Here is a 17064-nt window from a genome sequence, read left to right as displayed (position 1 = left end):
GAGGTACAATCATAAAACAATTATTTTTATGTTCATACTTTGCTGGAGTCAAAAAGCTTTTTAGCGATTATGCAAAGGAAAAGAATTTAGAAAATAAGGTTTTATTTATTCCTACCGCTGGGAACAAAGAGGATTATACTGCCTATATCAATGAGGCTCAGCAAACATTCAAAGATTTAGGCTTTGAGATAGAGATTCTGGATATTGCTTCTTGTGATCGAGAAACTGCACAGGCAAAGATTCTCCAAAGCAAGATTCTTTATATCTCAGGCGGGAATACATTTTATTTATTACAAGAATTAAAGAAAAAACAACTCCCATCTCTTATCAAAGAACAAATAAGAGATGGGCTGATCTATGTGGGAGAATCAGCAGGGGCTATCATTACCGCCAAGGATATTGACTACAATAAGCTCATGGATGACAAGACGGTAGCGAAAGAGTTATCGGATACAACGGGATTGGATGAAGTGGAGTTTTACATCCTTCCACATTATGGTGAGGAGCCTTTTACTGATAGTAGCAAGAAGACCTTTGAAACCTATAAAAATCAGCTCGACTTAATGCGAATGAACAATTTACAAGCTGTTATTGTAATTGAAAAAGAACTAAAAGTTGTTTCTGAACAGGATTAAAATAAATTTCTTTTTCACTGTTATGATATCTATTCTAATACTTTGTTCCTTTTAAAAAGAAAAAGGAAGATAATATAAGTTTATGCCAGTTTCCTCTTGACAAATATTCATTTTGCGTGTAAAATGGAATAGATCTTGAACTTGAAGGGAGTGAAAAAAATGTCTAAAACAGTAGTACGTAAGAATGAATCTCTTGACGATGCACTTCGTCGTTTCAAACGTGCGGTTACTAAAGCTGGTACTCTTCAAGAAACACGCAAACGTGAATTCTATGAAAAACCTTCTGTAAAACGTAAACGTAAATCAGAAGCAGCTCGTAAACGTAAAAAATTCTAATTTGAAATGAAAGGCTAGACTTGTCTAGTCTTTTTTTGCATAGTATTTAGAGGGACAAATTCTTATGAAAGAGTATATAAAAGAATATCAAAAAATGCGTGAAAATCACTTAGAAGATTGGGGTTATTATTCAAATCCTATAAACTGGCAGGAATTTGAAGAGTCAAACCAAAGAATTTTTGAAAAGTATTTGACTGATTCAAAAGTATTGTCTGACAAGGTTTTAAGGGTAAAATTGTACAGTAGCTTATTGCTAGATGATATTAAATATTTTGCCTATTATGCTGCGTTTTTAGATGGGGATTATAAGCAGTTAAACAACGCGCTATGGCAAACAGGAAGAACCGAGTTGATGAGAGGAGGTTTGTTGGCAAGTGGAACAATCTACACAGATGGGATTTTGAAAGGCTTGTTTACCTCTTTTGCTGGTAATGATTTTTCAGCCATTCCATCATTCATCCCTAAAGATTTACCCTTGTTGAAAGGAACTTATTATCCAGAAAATGTGATTAATCTTTTATATGCTCTTTATTATCAAGATGAAGACAGATTGTCAGAGTCTATTATACTGGCACAACAGTTTCTCGAGAAGAAAAAACGAACTGGTATGGAAGAATTTTCTGTTCGGTATTTTATAAACTTGGCAAGAAAAGATGCAGTTGCATTAAGTGAGTCCTTACAAAACTTATGCCTAGCTTATCAGAGACGAGGTTACCCCTATGAAAAAATTGATAAGTGCTTTGCGGATGAGATTCATGGTCTATATCGATTGGTACGATTTCTTGACCATTCCTTGTTCGAAGAAGTCAGCATGCCGTCTCATAAGACTTTTTTGAAGGAGTTTGAAGAATGGCAAGTCCAAAATCAGTTTCCAAAAGGTCAACAGTTCTATACCTATCCTCAAGATATGGCTGATGCAAATAGAATACTAACAAAAGGTCTTCCAAGAATTTACTTAGAAAAATCTGGAAGGGATTTGGTGATAGACGTTGACCGACTTGCAGTAGATTTGTCTCAGTTAATTTGAAAGTGTACGAAAAGACTTCCTAGTTAAATCTTTTCCCAAGTAACATCAAATAAATACTGTAAATCCTGCAAAAAAAGGAAACTTCCAACTACAATCTGATATAATAGTAGGGAGAACTCGATTGAAGGAGGAAATTATGTCGGTTTTAGTAAGAGATGTCATTGAAAAACTCAGACTAGATATTGTCTATGGTGAAGGCGAATTACTTGAAAAAGAAATCAATACTGCGGACATTATGAGACCTGGTCTTGAAATGACGGGCTATTTTGATTACTATACACCAGAACGGATTCAGCTGTTAGGGATGAAGGAGTGGTCCTATTTAGTTGCCATGCCTGCCCAGAACCGTTATCAAGTTTTGAAGAAAATGTTTCTACCTGAAACACCTGCGGTTATCGTGGCCCGTGGCCTGGTGGTACCAGAGGAAATGTTGAGGGCTGCTAGGGAATGCAAGATTGCGATTTTAACCAGTCGAACTGCAACTAGTCGTTTATCTGGAGAACTTTCTAGCTACCTTGATTCCCGTTTGGCTAAACGTACTAGCGTGCATGGTGTCTTGATGGATATCTATGGCATGGGTGTCTTGATCCAAGGGGATAGTGGTATCGGTAAGAGCGAGACAGGTCTTGAGCTTGTGAAGCGTGGACACCGTCTAGTAGCAGACGATCGTGTAGATATTTATTCTAAGGATGAGATGACTCTTTGGGGCGAACCTGCTGAAATCTTGAAGCATTTACTTGAGATTCGTGGAGTTGGGATTATCGATATCATGAGTCTCTATGGTGCAAGTGCCGTAAAAGATTCTTCACAAGTTCAGCTAGCAGTTTATCTAGAAAATTACGATACGCATAAGACCTTTGACCGTCTAGGAAACAATGCCGAAGAACTCGAAGTTTCTGGTGTAACGATTCCGCGTATCCGCATCCCAGTAAAAACAGGACGCAATATTTCCGTTGTCATTGAGGCGGCTGCCATGAACTACCGTGCTAAAGAAATGGGCTTTGATGCGACACGTTTATTTGAAGAACGCTTGACAAATCTAATCGCTCAAAATGAGGTGAAACATGATTAATCCAGTCGCATTTGAAATTGGTCCCTTTGCTATTCGTTGGTATGCTTTGTGTATTGTAGCTGGTTTGGTTCTGGCAGTCTACCTTGCCATGAAAGAAGCTCCTAAAAAGAAAATCCTATCAGATGATATTTTGGATTTTATCCTGATTGCTTTTCCTGTAGCTATTTTAGGTGCTAGGCTATACTACGTACTCTTTCGCTTAGATTATTATCTGCAAAATCCAGGTGAAATCATCGCCATCTGGAATGGCGGCTTGGCCATTTACGGAGGTTTGATAGCAGGGGCTATTGTCCTTTATATCTTTGCGGATAGAAAGCTGATCAATACTTGGGATTTCTTAGATATTGCAGCACCGAGCGTCATGGTTGCCCAAAGTTTAGGGCGCTGGGGGAATTTCTTTAACCAAGAAGCCTATGGTGCAGCAGTAGATAGTCTGGATTATTTGCCGGGCTTTATCCGTGACCAGATGTACATCGATGGTAGCTACCGTCAGCCGACCTTCTTATATGAGTCGGTTTGGAATCTAATTGGATTTGCTTTGATTCTGATTTTTAGACGAAAATTGAAGGGAATCAGACGTGGTCATATCACTGCTTTCTACTTGATTTGGTATGGCTTTGGTCGTATGATCATCGAAGGGATGCGGACGGATAGTCTCATGTTCTTTGGTCTGCGAGTTTCCCAATGGTTATCAGTTATCCTTATCGGACTCGGTATTTTTATCATACTTTATCAAAATCGAAAGAAAGCCCCTTTCTATCATACAGAGGAGGAAAAATAAATGTTAGAAGTTGCATATATACTTGTTGCGATTGCTTTGATTGTCTGTTTAGTCTATTTGACAATCACAATTCAAAAAGCAGGTCGTATGATTGATGAGACAGAGAAAACCATCAAAACGTTGAGCTCAGATGTGAACGTTACCTTGCATCAGACTAATGAATTGTTGGTTAAGGTCAATGTGTTAGCAGACGATATCAATATCAAAGTTGCGACGATTGATCCACTCTTTACGGCGGTGGCAGACTTGTCTGAGTCAGTTTCTGACCTCAACCAACATGCGCGTGTTTTAGGTAAAAAGGCTTCATCTGCTGGTTCAAAGACTATTAAAACAGGTGCAAGCTTGTCCGCTCTTCGTTTCGCAAGTAAATTTTTCAAAAAATAAAAAGGGAGAAATCTTATGGGAAAACTATCCTCTATCCTTTTAGGAACAGTTTCAGGTGCAGCTCTTGCTTTGTTTTTGACGAGTGACAAGGGCAAACAAGTTTGTAGTCAAGCTCAGGATTTTCTAGATGATTTGAGAGAAGATCCAGAATATGCTAGAGAGCAGGTTTGTGAAAAACTAACAGAAGTGAAGGAACAGGCAACGGACTTTGTGTTGAAAACAAAGGAACAAGTAGAATCTGGTGAAATCACTTTTGATAGTGTCCTTGACCAAGCTAAAAACTGTGCTCGACAAGCGACAGAAGCATCCAAGGAAACCTTTAACAATCTCAAAGAGCAATGGCAAGAACAGTCTGCAACTCCAGACGTCGCTGAAGATCAAGAAGAAATCATCATCGATATTACTGAAGTATAATGCATCACCATCTCTGGTTTTTGGAGATGGTGATTTTTATCTGCAAGCCTGTCTTTGTGGTATAATAAATACTATGCAGAAAAAACCAACGTCCGCCTACGTGCATATTCCCTTTTGTACACAGATTTGTTATTATTGTGACTTTTCAAAAGTATTTATCAAGAATCAACCAGTAGATAGTTACCTGGAGCATCTGCTAGAGGAGTTTCGTTCTTATGATATCCAAAAGTTACGAACTCTCTACATTGGAGGTGGGACGCCAACGGCTTTGTCAGCTCCGCAATTAGAAGTGCTCTTGGATGGCCTGACTAAAAATCTTGACTTGTCTGTCTTAGAAGAGTTGACCATTGAGGCCAACCCAGGCGACTTGGATGCAGATAAGATTGCGGTTTTGAAACAGTCGCCAGTCAATCGTGTTTCCTTGGGTGTGCAGACTTTTGATGACAAAATGCTGAAAAAGATCGGGCGTAGTCACTTGGAGAAGGATATTTATGAAAATATCGACCGCCTCAAACTGGCTGGTTTTGACAATATCTCCATCGACCTAATCTACGCTCTTCCTGGTCAGACCATGGATCAGGTCAAGGAAAATGTAGCTAAGGCCATTTCACTTGATATTCCTCATATGAGCCTTTATAGCTTGATTTTGGAGAATCATACGGTCTTTATGAACCGTATGCGTCGAGGGAAATTGCCCTTGCCCAAGGAAGAGTTAGAAGCAGAGATGTTTGAGTACATCATCGCAGAACTTGAGCGAGCCGGCTTTGAGCATTATGAGATTTCCAATTTCTCCAAGCCAGGCTTTGAAAGTCGCCACAATCTCATGTACTGGGACAATGCTGAGTACTATGGTATCGGTGCGGGCGCTTCAGGTTATGTGGACGGAGTTCGTTATAAAAACCACGGTCCTATCCGCCACTATCTCAATGCGGTAGAGGCAGGAAATGCTCGGATTACAGAAGAACACCTGAGTCAAAGGGAGCAGATGGAAGAAGAAATGTTTCTGGGACTCCGCAAGAAATCTGGGGTTTCCATGGCTAGATTTGAGGAAAAATTCGGACGTTCCTTTGAAGGACTTTATGGTGAAATCATCAGAGACTTGGTTCACCAAGGACTCATGCAGATCGACGGTGATCGTGTCCGAATGACAAAGAGGGGTCTCTTCTTGGGAGACACTGTAGCAGAACGATTTATTTTGGAGTAGAACAATGGGCTTAACTTATCAGATGAAAATGAAAATTCCTTTTGATATGGCGGACATGAACGGTCATATCAAACTTCCAGATGTGATTTTGCTGTCCTTGCAAGTATCAGGTATGCAGTCAATTGAGCTGGGAGTCAGTGACAAGGACGTCTTGGAACGCTACAATCTGGTCTGGATTATCACGGATTATGAGATTGACGTGGTACGTTTGCCTCGCTTTGCTGAGGAGATTACGATTGAAACGGAAGCCTTAACTTACAATCGACTTTTTTGCTATCGTCGCTTCACTATCTATGATGAAGCAGGTCAAGAAATCATCCACATGTTAGCAACCTTTGTTCTCATGGACCGCGATAGTCGGAAAGTTCATGGAGTTGAGCCTGAGATTGTTGCGCCCTACCAGTCTGAGTTTGATAAAAAACTCATCCGTGGGCCAAAGTATGCAAATCTAGAAGATCCGATCAGTAAAGACTACCATGTTCGTTTTTACGACTTGGATATGAATGGTCATGTTAATAATAGTAAATACCTAGATTGGATTTTTGAGGTTATGGGAGCAGACTTTTTGACCAACTATATTCCAAAGAAAATCAATCTCAAGTATGTTAAAGAAGTGCGACCAGGTGGCATGATTGCATCAGCTTATGAACTCAAGGGACTAGAAAGCAAGCATGAGATTATCAGTGATGGGGAGATCAATGCCCAAGCTATGATTACTTGGCAAGAAATTGAAGCGAATTAGAAAGGACGATATGACTTATAAAGGTTATTTAATTGATTTAGACGGGACTATCTACAAGGGGAAAGACCGGATTCCGGCAGGTGAGGCTTTTGTGCATGAGTTGCAAAAGCGAGAAATTCCCTATCTCTTTGTAACCAATAATACAACTCGTACTCCTGAGAGCGTTCAAGAGATGTTGGCTCAGAATTTTAATATCGACACGCCTCTATCAAATGTCTACACGGCAACTCTGGCAACCATCGACTATATGAATGACTTGGGACTGGAAAAGACAGTCTATGTCATCGGAGAAGCGGGGCTCAAGGATGCCATCAAGGCAGCCGGTTATGTCGAAGACAAGGAAAATCCTGCCTATGTGGTAGTTGGACTGGACTGGCAAGTCGACTATGAAAAATTTGCGACGGCGACTCTAGCCATTCAAAAGGGAGCTCACTTTATCGGAACCAACCCTGACCTCAATATCCCGACGGAACGTGGTCTCTTGCCTGGTGCTGGTTCACTAATTACACTTCTTGAAGTAGCAACACGCGTAAAACCAGTTTATATCGGAAAACCAAATGCTATCATTATGGATAAGGCAGTTGAGCACTTGGATTTGAAAAGAGAAGAATTGCTCATGGTCGGGGATAACTACTTGACTGATATTCGAGCAGGGATTGACAATGGCATTCCAACGCTCTTGGTGACCACAGGTTTTACCAAAGCAGAAGAAGTGGCGGACTTGCCAATCGCACCAACTCATGTAGTTTCTAGCCTTGCGGATTGGAATTTTGATGAAAACTAAACTAACCTTTTGGGGAAGTATGCTCTTTCTCCTCTCCCTGTCTATTCTATTAACCATTTATCTGGCATGGATTTTCTATCCTTTAGAAATTGAGTGGCTGAACTTAGCGAATCGAGTCTATCTAAAGCCCGAAACCATTCAGTACAACTTTCATATCTTGATGAATTACCTGACCAATCCCTTTAGTCAGGTCTTAGAGATGCCGGATTTTCGTTCATCAGCTGCAGGTCTACACCATTTTGCGGTGGTGAAGAATCTCTTTCACCTAGTTCAGCTAGTTGCCATAGTGACGCTACCAAGTTTTTATTTTTTTGATAGAAAGATTGTAAAAAAAGGTTTTCTCCCTCTATATCGTAAAAGTATCCTAACTCTAGTACTATTGCCCCTGATCATTGGGCTTGTAGGAGTGTTGATTGGTTTTGAGCAATTCTTTACTCTTTTCCATCAGATTCTCTTTTGGGGAGATGATACCTGGCTTTTTGATCCAGCAAAGGATCGAGTTATTCTGATTTTGCCAGAGACTTTCTTTCTCCATGCCTTTTTACTTTTCTTTGCTTTGTATGAAGGAATATTTGGTTTCCTTCTCGCTAAAGCTTCAAGGAAATAGTGGAAAAAATTCTGTATTTTTAATAAAAAACGAGAGAAGTTGCTCTACTCCCTATTTATTGTTAGGTTATCCTAAAGATAAACTTGCAAAGCAGGAGATTTTTGCAGAAAACAGTCTATTTTCTATGAAAAAATAGGCTTTTTTTCTAAAAATAACTAGTCAAGCGCTTTATTTTTTTGTATAATAGAAATAGCAAGTATAGATAAAAGAAGAGAAAAGCATGATTACACTATTTTTATCACCGAGTTGTACATCATGTCGTAAGGCAAAGGCTTGGTTAGAGACGCATAAAGTGCCCTTTCAAGAGCATAATATTATGACTAGTCCTTTAACAAGAAAAGAATTACAACATATTCTTTCCTTGACCGAAAATGGTACTGATGACATCATTTCAACTCGTTCAAAAATTTTTCAAAAATTGGATATTGATGTAGAGAGTATCTCGGTATCGGAGTTGCTTCAGCTGATTGAGCAATATCCTAGTCTTTTGCGTCGCCCAATTATTATAGATACCAAACGCATGCAGATCGGTTTTAATGAAGATGAGATTCGTGCTTTTCTCCCTCGTAGTTACCGTAAACAAGAATTGAAAGAAGCAACATTGAGAGCTGGTATTGGATAGATGAACAAACAGTATAGTTACCCACTAGATTTGTCGTGGAGCACTGAAGAACTTGCTTCAGTGCTTTCTTTTTTTAATGATGTTGAAGCTGCCTATGAAGACAAGGTAGAAGCTAAAAAACTGCTAGAGTCTTACAAGGAATTCAAATTGGTCGTGTCAAGCAAGAGTGAAGAGAAACGTTTGGGACGAGAATTTGAAACAGTTAGTGGTTATTCGCTTTACCGAGCAGTTCAGGCTGCCAAGGAAAAAAGAGAAGGGAAGATTTCTCTTGGAAACTAAATTTGAATTTGCCAAACAGATTGTGCAGGAAGCTGCTGCCTATATTTTGGCTCACATGAAAGAAGATTTGCAGGTTGAGCGCAAGTCTTCGCCTACAGACTTGGTGACGCGTTTGGACAAGGAGGTCCAGGAACTCTTGGTTGAACGGATCAAGTCCACCTATCCTGAGGACTTGATTTGCGCGGAAGAGGGCTGTTTGCGTGCTGGAGTCGGTCAAGGTTCTGTTTGGGTGATTGATCCCATTGACGGTACCAATAACTTTGTCGCTCAGCAGGAAGATTTTGCCGTGATGTTGGCTTATTTTGAGAATGGTGTGGGCAAATTTGGTGTTATCTATGATGTCATGAAAGGCGATTGTTACCATGGTGGTGGTGCCTTCCCTGTCTATCGGAATCAGGAACTTTTGGCTAGTTTTAAAAAGAAACCTCTTCAAGAATTTTTAGTGGCTGGTAACTCAGGCATGTTTGAAACAAATGAATGGGGCTTGGCGGATTTAGGCCGAGCAGCGTTGGGAGTCCGTGTCTATGGTAGTGCGGCCATTAGTTTTGCCAAGGTTTTATCAGGTCGTCTGCTGACCTATATCACCTACTTGCAACCTTGGGATTACGCTGCTGCAAGTATCCTAGGGGAAAGTCTGGGCTATCGTCTTCTTACAGTTTCTGGTAACCCTGTTGACTTTCAAACACGTCAGCCTGTCATGATGGTGCCAATCGAGATGCAAGAAGAGATTCAGTCTTATATCTACGAAAGGAAAGAGAACTAAATGCAATTTCCAGAAGGATTTGTTGAAAAATATGAAGCGATACTAGAAGACGAGGCAAGAGACTTTCTTGCCTCTTTTAAACAAGAAGCAGTTTCGGCTTTTCGGGTCAATCCCTTAAAAGAAAGTCAGTTATCGTTTGCAGATGCCATTCCCCATACACCTTGGGGGTATTATGGTAAGATTTCTGGGAAGTCACCAGAGCACGTGACGGGTCTCGTGTATTCGCAAGAGCCTGCAGCCCAAATGGTAGCCCAGATAGCTCAGCCCCTTCCTGGTATGAAGGTCTTGGATTTGGCGGCAGCGCCAGGTGGGAAATCTACTCAATTGGCAGCTTATCTGGCTAATCAGGGTGTCCTTGTTTCCAACGAAATTTCAAGCAAGCGGGCTAAAATTTTAGTGGAAAATATGGAGCGATTTGGAGCGACAAATGTAGTCGTGACCAATGAGTCTGCGGACCGCCTAGCCAAGGTTTTTAAAGGTTACTTTGATGTGATTGTCCTTGATGCACCTTGCTCGGGTGAAGGGATGTTTCGTAAGCAGCCAGATGCCATGGATTATTGGAGCCTCGATTATCCGAGCCAATGTGCCAGTCTCCAAAGAGAGATTTTAGAAGATGCAGTCACCATGCTTGCAGAAGGTGGCCGTCTGGTTTATTCAACCTGTACTTGGGCGCCAGAGGAAAACGAAGAGATCGTTCGCTGGCTACTAGATGCTTATGATTTTGAATTACTTCCAGTCGAGCATGTGAATGGTATGGTAGCAGGAATTGATCTTCCTGAAACGGCTCGGATGTACCCTCACCATTTTAAGGGAGAAGGCCAGTTTGTTGCCCATTTGCAGTTTAAGGGAGAAAATCCAGCATCTAAATTCAAAGCTAGCAAGAGCAATCTCAGTCGGGAACAGCTGGTCTTGTGGCAAGAATTTACCCAAAAACACTTGCGAGTCAATCTAACTGGTATCTTGCAGACTTTTGGAGATCAACTCTATCACTTGCCAGAGATGCTACCTGATCTAGGAAAACTCAAAATTGCCCGAAATGGGCTCCATCTGGGGACGTTTAAGAAGAAACGCTTCGAACCAAGCTTTGCTCTCGGATTAGCCTTGAAACCAAGTCAAGTAAAACAAAGTGTCGAAATCAAGGATGAGGACTTTGTAAAATATGTGGCTGGTGAGACCGTTCAATTGTCTGAAGCTCGACCAAATGGCTGGTACCAAGTTGTGGTTCAAGGAAACGGATTAGGCTTTGCCAAGGTAACGGGAAATGTTTTGAAAAATTATTATCCAAAAGGACTCAGATTCAGGTGAAAAAGCTAGTCAAAGAGCCTATTCTATGTTATAGTGGAAGTATGAGTTTTTTCTGATAGTCTTTCATTATTACTTATATTATACGATGGAATTGTCCGCTCCTAAGAATGACTAGATAAAATGAAGAGGGGCAATCATTGATGATAATTGGATGATCAGGACAAACGGAAGAAATCAGAACATTTATCATTATGTTCAAGGAGAATAACAGTGAAAAAAAGAAAAAAGCTCGTCATGTCTCTTGCAGCTCTTTTGATGGCAGGTTCTCTAGCAGGATGTGCTAGCTGGATTGATCGTGGAGAATCCATGACAGCCGTTGGTTCAACAGCTCTTCAGCCTCTTGTCGAAGCGGCAGCAGATGAATTTGGTTCTAGAAACATCGGAAAAACAGTTAATGTTCAAGGTGGTGGATCGGGTACAGGACTATCCCAAGTCCAGTCTGGAGCAGTTGACATCGGGAACTCTGACGTCTTTGCAGAGGAAAAAGAAGGAATCGATGCTTCAGCTCTGGTAGACCACAAGGTTGCAGTGGCTGGTCTTGCAGTGATTGTAAACAAGGAAGTGGATGTTGAAAATCTTACAACCGAGCAACTTCGCAAAATCTTTACAGGTGAAGTGACCAACTGGAAAGAAGTTGGGGGCAAAGACCTGGCCATTTCAATCATCAACCGAGCAGCAAGTTCTGGTTCACGAGCGACGTTTGATACGGTGATTATGAATGGCCAAGCGGCAATGCAGAGCCAAGAACAGGATTCTAACGGGATGGTCAAGTCGATTGTATCCCAAACGCCTGGAGCCATTTCTTACCTGGCTTTTGCCTATGTGGATGACTCCGTGAAAAGCATGAAACTGAATGGGTATGAACCTACATCTGAGAATGTAACGACCAACAATTGGCCTTTGTGGTCTTATGAACATATGTACACACTTGGTCAGCCAAATGAGTTAGCTGCTGAATTCCTGAATTTCGTCCTCTCAGATGAAGCCCAAAATGGAATTGTTAAGGGCATGGGCTATATCTCTATCAATGAAATGAAAGTCCAAAAGGATGCTTCAGGTACCGTTACAGCAGTAGAAGGAGGTCAATAATGAATCAAGAAGAATTATCTAAAAAATTACTTTCTCCTTCAAAGAACTCTCGCCTTGAGAAGTTCGGTAAAGGTTTGACCTTCACCTGCCTTTCTTTGATTGTTATCATTGTGGCCATGATTTTGATTTTTGTAGCCCAAAAAGGCTTATCGACCTTCTTTGTTAATGGGGTCAACATCTTTGATTTCCTCTTTGGACAAACTTGGAATCCTTCAGGAAAACAATTTGGTGCCCTTCCGATGATTTTGGGTTCCTTTATTGTGACGATTTTATCAGCTCTCATCGCAACACCCTTCGCTATCGGAGCTGCAGTCTTTATGACAGAAGTATCACCAAAGGGTGCAAAGATTTTGCAACCAGCCATTGAACTCCTCGTCGGTATTCCTTCAGTCGTCTATGGGTTTATCGGGTTGCAGGTTGTGGTTCCATTTGTTCGTAGTATCTTTGGTGGAACTGGTTTTGGCATCTTGTCAGGGATTTTCGTTCTATTTGTCATGATTTTGCCGACCGTAACCTTTATGACAACAGACAGTTTGCGTGCGGTGCCTCGTCACTACCGTGAAGCTAGTTTGGCTATGGGAGCGACTCGCTGGCAAACCATCTGGCGTGTGACCTTGAAAGCAGCGCGTTCAGGTATTTTTACAGCAGTGGTCTTTGGGATGGCACGTGCCTTTGGTGAAGCCCTTGCTATTCAGATGGTTGTCGGAAACTCAGCAGTTATCCCAACCTCGCTAACAACACCAGCTGCGACTTTGACTTCTGTTTTGACTATGGGTATCGGAAATACCGTCATGGGTACAGTTGATAATAACGTACTCTGGTCACTGGCCTTGGTATTGCTCTTGATGAGTTTGGCCTTTAACAGTGTGATTAAATTGATTACGAAAGAAAGAGGAAAGAAAAACTATGCACGCTAAGAAATTAGATAAACTTGCAACAGCTGTCCTCTATACTATCTCGGGTATCATCGTGACCATCCTGGCGTCCTTGATTCTCTATATCCTGGTTCGTGGTTTACCCCACATCTCTTGGTCCTTCTTGACTGGGAAATCTTCTTCCTATCAAGCAGGCGGAGGTATCGGGATTCAGCTTTATAATTCCTTCTTCCTTTTGGTCATTACCTTGGTTATTTCTGTTCCTTTATCCATGGGAGCGGGAATTTTCCTAGCTGAATATGCCAAAAAGGGTTCTGTGACCAATTTCATCCGTACCTGTATCGAAATTTTGTCTTCTCTACCGTCGGTTGTTGTGGGGCTCTTTGGTTACTTGATCTTTGTAGTCCAGTTTGAGTATGGATTTTCCATTATTTCAGGTGCCTTGGCCTTGACGGTCTTTAACCTTCCTCAGATGACTCGAAATGTTGAAGACAGTTTAAAACACGTTCACCATACACAACGTGAGGCTGGTCTTGCCCTTGGAATTTCTCGTTGGGAGACTGTGGTCCATGTCGTCATTCCAGAAGCCCTTCCAGGTATCGTAACGGGTGTTGTCTTGGCATCTGGCCGTATCTTTGGTGAGGCCGCCGCTCTTATCTATACGGCAGGACAATCTGCTCCAGCCCTTGACTGGTCTAACTGGAATATCCTCAGTGTTACTAGCCCTATCTCGATTTTCCGTCAAGCAGAAACCTTGGCGGTCCACATCTGGAAGGTCAACAGTGAAGGAACCATTCCTGATGCTACCATTGTATCTGCTGGTTCTGCCGCTGTGCTCCTCATCTTTATCTTGATCTTTAACTTTGGAGCACGCAAACTCGGAAGCTATTTACACAAGAAATTAACCGCTGCCTAAAGGAGAAGCCATGTCAAAATATAACTGGGATGAAAAGCATATCATCACCTTCCCTGAAGAAAAAGTGGCCCTCTCTACCAAGGATTTACATGTTTACTATGGTAAAAATGAATCCATCAAGGGCATCGATATGCAATTTGAAAAAAATAAAATTACGGCCTTGATTGGTCCTTCTGGATCAGGGAAATCTACTTATCTTCGCAGTCTCAATCGGATGAATGATACCATTGATATTGCCAAGGTCACAGGTCAAATCCTCTACCGAGGGATTGACGTCAACCGTCCAGAAATCAATGTCTATGAGATGCGCAAGCATATCGGAATGGTCTTCCAACGTCCAAATCCATTTGCTAAGTCTATCTATCGCAACATCACTTTTGCTCATGAACGTGCAGGTGTTAAGGACAAGAAAGTACTTGATGAAATTGTAGAAACCTCTCTAAGACAGGCTGCCCTTTGGGATCAGGTCAAAGACGACCTTCACAAATCAGCCTTGATGCTTTCTGGAGGTCAGCAGCAACGTCTCTGTATCGCTCGTGCCATCTCTGTCAAGCCAGATATCCTCTTGATGGATGAACCGGCGTCAGCCTTGGATCCGATTGCGACAGCCCAGCTGGAAGAAACCATGTTGGAATTGAAGAAGGACTTTACCATCATCATTGTTACCCACAGTATGCAACAGGCTGCGCGTGCAAGTGACTACACTGGATTTTTCTACTTGGGTGATTTGATTGAGTATGATAAGACATCCAATATTTTCCAAAATGCTAAGTTACAGTCAACCAATGACTATGTAACGGGACACTTTGGTTAGAAAGGAAACGGTATGTCAGAAGCGATTTTACAGGTGTCAGACCTGTCCGTTTATTACAATAAAAAGAAGGCCTTGAATAGTGTTTCCCTTTCTTTCCAACCTAAGGAAATAATGGCCTTGATTGGACCTTCTGGATCAGGAAAGTCCACCCTACTCAAAGCCATCAACCGCATGGGCGATTTAAATCCTGAAGTGACAACAACGGGATCAGTAGTCTATAATGGTCACAATATCTACAGCCCCCGTACCGATACGGTTGAATTGCGTAAGGAAATTGGTATGGTCTTTCAACAGCCCAATCCCTTCCCTATGTCTATCTACGAAAATGTTGTCTATGGGCTACGTATCAATGGGGTTAAGGATAAACATGTTTTGGATGAAGCAGTAGAAAAGGCCTTGCAACGTGCTTCTATCTGGGATGAAGTAAAGGATCGTTTGCATGATTCGGCCATTGGTCTCTCTGGTGGACAACAACAACGTGTTTGTGTTGCTCGTGTCTTAGCAACCAGTCCGAAAATTATCCTCTTAGATGAACCAACTTCAGCTTTGGATCCTATTTCTGCAGGTAAGATTGAGGAAACCTTGTATGGTCTGAAAGATAAGTACACCATGCTCTTGGTAACGCGTTCGATGCAACAAGCCTCTCGTATCTCTGATAAAACAGGATTTTTCCTAGATGGGGATTTGATTGAGTTTAACGATACGAAGAAGATGTTCCTAGACCCACAAAACAAGGAAACAGAAGATTATATTACAGGAAAATTTGGATAAGGAGTTGAATGATGTTACGATCTCAATTTGAAGAAGATTTGGAGAAATTGCACAACCAGTTCTATGCTATGGGACAAGAAGTGCTCTCGCAGATCAATCGTACAGTGCGTGCCTTTGTTACGCATGACCGTGATTTGGCAAAAGAAGTCATCGAAGACGATGCAGAAGTAAATGAATATGAAGTGAAGTTGGAAAAGAAATCATTTGAAATGATTGCCCTCCAACAACCTGTTTCGCAAGACCTTCGTACCGTCTTGACCGTTCTCAAGGCAGTGTCAGACGTGGAACGCATGGGAGATCATGCAGTGTCTATCGCTGAGGCGACTATTCGTATGAAGGGGGAGCAACGTATCCCTTCTGTTGAAGAAGAAATCAAAAAGATGGGACGCGACGTGAAAAACTTCGTCGAAGCAGCCCTGGATCTCTATCTCAACGGTTCTGTGGATCAAGCTTACGAAGTAGCGGCTATGGATGAAAAAATCAACCATTACTTTGATAGCATCCGAGATTTGGCTACAGAAGAAATTAGGAAAAATCCTGAAGCTATCGTTACAGGTCGTGATTACTTCCAAGTCATTTCTTTCTTGGAGCGTATCGGAGACTACGCAAAAAATATCTGTGAATGGGTTGTTTACTTTGAAACAGGTAAAATTGTCGAACTATAAGAAACGGTTTAAATATACAGAAGAAAAGGCTGATTAAAATAAATCAGTCTTCTTTTTTATGAAAAGAATTGTTTTACAATCAAAATCTCTAAAAGGGTTGACAACTATTTTTAAAAGAGTTATAATTATTCAGAATTAACAGAAAGGTCGTTTATTTATGAAATATAAGAAATGGATATTAGTTGTATGTAGCATGCTTGTCAGCATGATTTTAGTAGCTTGTCAGTCAGGTACTGATAGTTCCCAGTCTGCTGTGGACGCTATCAAACAAAAAGGGAAGCTAGTTGTGGCGACTAGCCCAGACTATGCACCATTTGAATTCCAAGCCTTGGTAGATGGTAAAAACCAAGTGGTTGGTGCAGATATTGATATGGCTCAAGCGATTGCGGATGAACTTGGGGTTAAACTTGAAATCTCTAGTATGAGTTTTGACAATGTCTTGACCAGTCTTCAAACTGGAAAGGCTGACTTAGCCATTGCAGGAATTAGTGCAACAGATGAGAGAAAGGAAGTCTTTGACTTTTCAATCCCTTACTATGAAAACAAAATGAGCTTCTTGGTTAGAAAAGCTGATTTAGATAAATACAAGGACCTAACAAGCCTAGCAAGTGCCAATATCGCAGCTCAAAAGGGAACTGTGCCAGAAACCATGGTCAAGGAACAATTGCCAAATGCTCAGTTGACATCCTTGACCAATATGGGGGAGGCAGTCAATGAAGTGCAGGCTGGAAAAGTGGATGCGGTTCATATGGATGAACCAGTTGCTCTTAGCTACGCAGGTAAAAACTCAGACCTTGTTGTTGCATCTGTTAACTTGACAATGAAAGATGGCGAAGCCAATGCCGTTGCTATCAAGAAGGATCAATCAGACTTGAAAGCGGTGGTAGATAAGGTTATTCAAAAACTGAAAGATGACGGAACCTATCAAAGCTATCTTGAAAAAGCAGCGAAACTAACAGAAGTTGAACAATAAAAAGAA

General features: G+C 41.3%; 22 protein-coding genes. All 22 read left to right on the top strand.

Features of this window, described 5'->3' with window-relative positions; translation table 11 throughout:
* Positions 1–11: 11 nt before the first annotated feature.
* The 22 genes from E7Y33_RS07250 to E7Y33_RS07140 all read left to right on the top strand — a co-directional run bounded on the left by E7Y33_RS07250 (position 12) and on the right by E7Y33_RS07140 (position 17058).
* Positions 12–635, top strand: a complete 624-nt coding sequence (locus tag E7Y33_RS07250) for a Type 1 glutamine amidotransferase-like domain-containing protein (protein ID WP_139690322.1) — start codon at positions 12–14, stop codon at positions 633–635.
* Positions 636–794: 159 nt separating this feature from the next.
* Positions 795–971, top strand: a complete 177-nt coding sequence (gene rpsU / locus E7Y33_RS07245) for a 30S ribosomal protein S21 (RefSeq protein ID WP_000048054.1) — start codon at positions 795–797, stop codon at positions 969–971.
* A 64-nt stretch (positions 972–1035) separates the two neighbouring features.
* Complete coding sequence (locus tag E7Y33_RS07240) at positions 1036–1998, top strand: hypothetical protein (RefSeq protein WP_139690077.1); 963 nt, start codon at positions 1036–1038, stop codon at positions 1996–1998.
* A gap of 136 nt (positions 1999–2134) precedes the next feature.
* A complete protein-coding gene (gene hprK / locus E7Y33_RS07235; protein WP_000115190.1) occupies positions 2135–3070 on the top strand; it encodes an HPr(Ser) kinase/phosphatase in 936 nt (311 codons plus the stop codon).
* The gene (gene lgt / locus E7Y33_RS07230; protein WP_000609709.1) at positions 3063–3851 is read left to right on the top strand and encodes a prolipoprotein diacylglyceryl transferase; all 789 of its coding nucleotides are present in this window, start codon (positions 3063–3065) and stop codon (positions 3849–3851) included. Before hprK ends, lgt begins: the two co-directional genes overlap by 8 nt.
* Positions 3852–4235 (top strand): DUF948 domain-containing protein, encoded by a 384-nt coding sequence (locus E7Y33_RS07225; RefSeq protein ID WP_033585592.1) that lies wholly within the window; start codon positions 3852–3854, stop codon positions 4233–4235.
* Between the two features lie 15 nt (positions 4236–4250).
* A complete protein-coding gene (locus E7Y33_RS07220; protein WP_000517390.1) occupies positions 4251–4649 on the top strand; it encodes a YtxH domain-containing protein in 399 nt (132 codons plus the stop codon).
* Positions 4650–4722: 73 nt separating this feature from the next.
* Positions 4723–5853, top strand: coding sequence for a radical SAM family heme chaperone HemW (hemW, locus tag E7Y33_RS07215; RefSeq protein ID WP_139690076.1), 1131 nt, complete (start codon positions 4723–4725; stop codon positions 5851–5853).
* 4 nt (positions 5854–5857) lie between these two features.
* Entirely contained in the window at positions 5858–6595 is a 738-nt protein-coding gene (locus E7Y33_RS07210; RefSeq protein ID WP_139690075.1) for an acyl-[acyl-carrier-protein] thioesterase, read from the top strand.
* 10 nt (positions 6596–6605) lie between these two features.
* Complete coding sequence (locus E7Y33_RS07205) at positions 6606–7379, top strand: TIGR01457 family HAD-type hydrolase (protein WP_139690074.1); 774 nt, start codon at positions 6606–6608, stop codon at positions 7377–7379.
* Positions 7369–7986 (top strand): TIGR01906 family membrane protein, encoded by a 618-nt coding sequence (locus E7Y33_RS07200; protein ID WP_139690073.1) that lies wholly within the window; start codon positions 7369–7371, stop codon positions 7984–7986. Before E7Y33_RS07205 ends, E7Y33_RS07200 begins: the two co-directional genes overlap by 11 nt.
* Positions 7987–8206: 220 nt before the next feature.
* Positions 8207–8608, top strand: a complete 402-nt coding sequence (locus E7Y33_RS07190; RefSeq protein WP_000631261.1) for a Spx/MgsR family RNA polymerase-binding regulatory protein — start codon at positions 8207–8209, stop codon at positions 8606–8608.
* Entirely contained in the window at positions 8609–8887 is a 279-nt protein-coding gene (locus E7Y33_RS07185; RefSeq protein ID WP_139690072.1) for a UPF0223 family protein, read from the top strand.
* A complete protein-coding gene (locus tag E7Y33_RS07180; protein WP_139690071.1) occupies positions 8877–9650 on the top strand; it encodes an inositol monophosphatase family protein in 774 nt (257 codons plus the stop codon). The genes E7Y33_RS07185 and E7Y33_RS07180 overlap by 11 nt, the downstream gene beginning before the upstream one ends.
* Positions 9651–10955, top strand: a complete 1305-nt coding sequence (locus tag E7Y33_RS07175; protein WP_139690070.1) for an RsmF rRNA methyltransferase first C-terminal domain-containing protein — start codon at positions 9651–9653, stop codon at positions 10953–10955.
* Between the two features lie 210 nt (positions 10956–11165).
* A complete protein-coding gene (locus E7Y33_RS07170; protein WP_049477692.1) occupies positions 11166–12044 on the top strand; it encodes a phosphate ABC transporter substrate-binding protein PstS in 879 nt (292 codons plus the stop codon).
* Positions 12044–12961: a phosphate ABC transporter permease subunit PstC gene (gene pstC / locus E7Y33_RS07165; protein WP_001070950.1), complete on the top strand. Its 918-nt coding sequence runs from the start codon at positions 12044–12046 to the stop codon at positions 12959–12961. Before E7Y33_RS07170 ends, pstC begins: the two co-directional genes overlap by 1 nt.
* A complete protein-coding gene (gene pstA / locus E7Y33_RS07160) occupies positions 12951–13835 on the top strand; it encodes a phosphate ABC transporter permease PstA (RefSeq protein WP_139690069.1) in 885 nt (294 codons plus the stop codon). Before pstC ends, pstA begins: the two co-directional genes overlap by 11 nt.
* A gap of 10 nt (positions 13836–13845) precedes the next feature.
* On the top strand, positions 13846–14649 hold the full coding sequence (gene pstB / locus E7Y33_RS07155; protein ID WP_000049851.1) for a phosphate ABC transporter ATP-binding protein PstB: 804 nt from the start codon (positions 13846–13848) through the stop codon (positions 14647–14649).
* A gap of 12 nt (positions 14650–14661) precedes the next feature.
* The gene (pstB, locus tag E7Y33_RS07150; RefSeq protein ID WP_139690068.1) at positions 14662–15420 is read left to right on the top strand and encodes a phosphate ABC transporter ATP-binding protein PstB; all 759 of its coding nucleotides are present in this window, start codon (positions 14662–14664) and stop codon (positions 15418–15420) included.
* Positions 15421–15431: 11 nt separating this feature from the next.
* The gene (gene phoU / locus E7Y33_RS07145; RefSeq protein ID WP_000946469.1) at positions 15432–16085 is read left to right on the top strand and encodes a phosphate signaling complex protein PhoU; all 654 of its coding nucleotides are present in this window, start codon (positions 15432–15434) and stop codon (positions 16083–16085) included.
* Positions 16086–16242: 157 nt separating this feature from the next.
* The gene (locus tag E7Y33_RS07140) at positions 16243–17058 is read left to right on the top strand and encodes an ABC transporter substrate-binding protein (protein WP_139690067.1); all 816 of its coding nucleotides are present in this window, start codon (positions 16243–16245) and stop codon (positions 17056–17058) included.
* The last annotated feature ends 6 nt before the right edge of the window (positions 17059–17064 follow it).

The sequence above is a fragment of the Streptococcus oralis genome, assembly GCF_006175905.1.
Classification (GTDB): domain Bacteria; phylum Bacillota; class Bacilli; order Lactobacillales; family Streptococcaceae; genus Streptococcus; species Streptococcus oralis_BG.
Note: the sequence above shows the minus strand (reverse complement) of the source record. Positions and strands in the feature narration are given on the sequence as shown.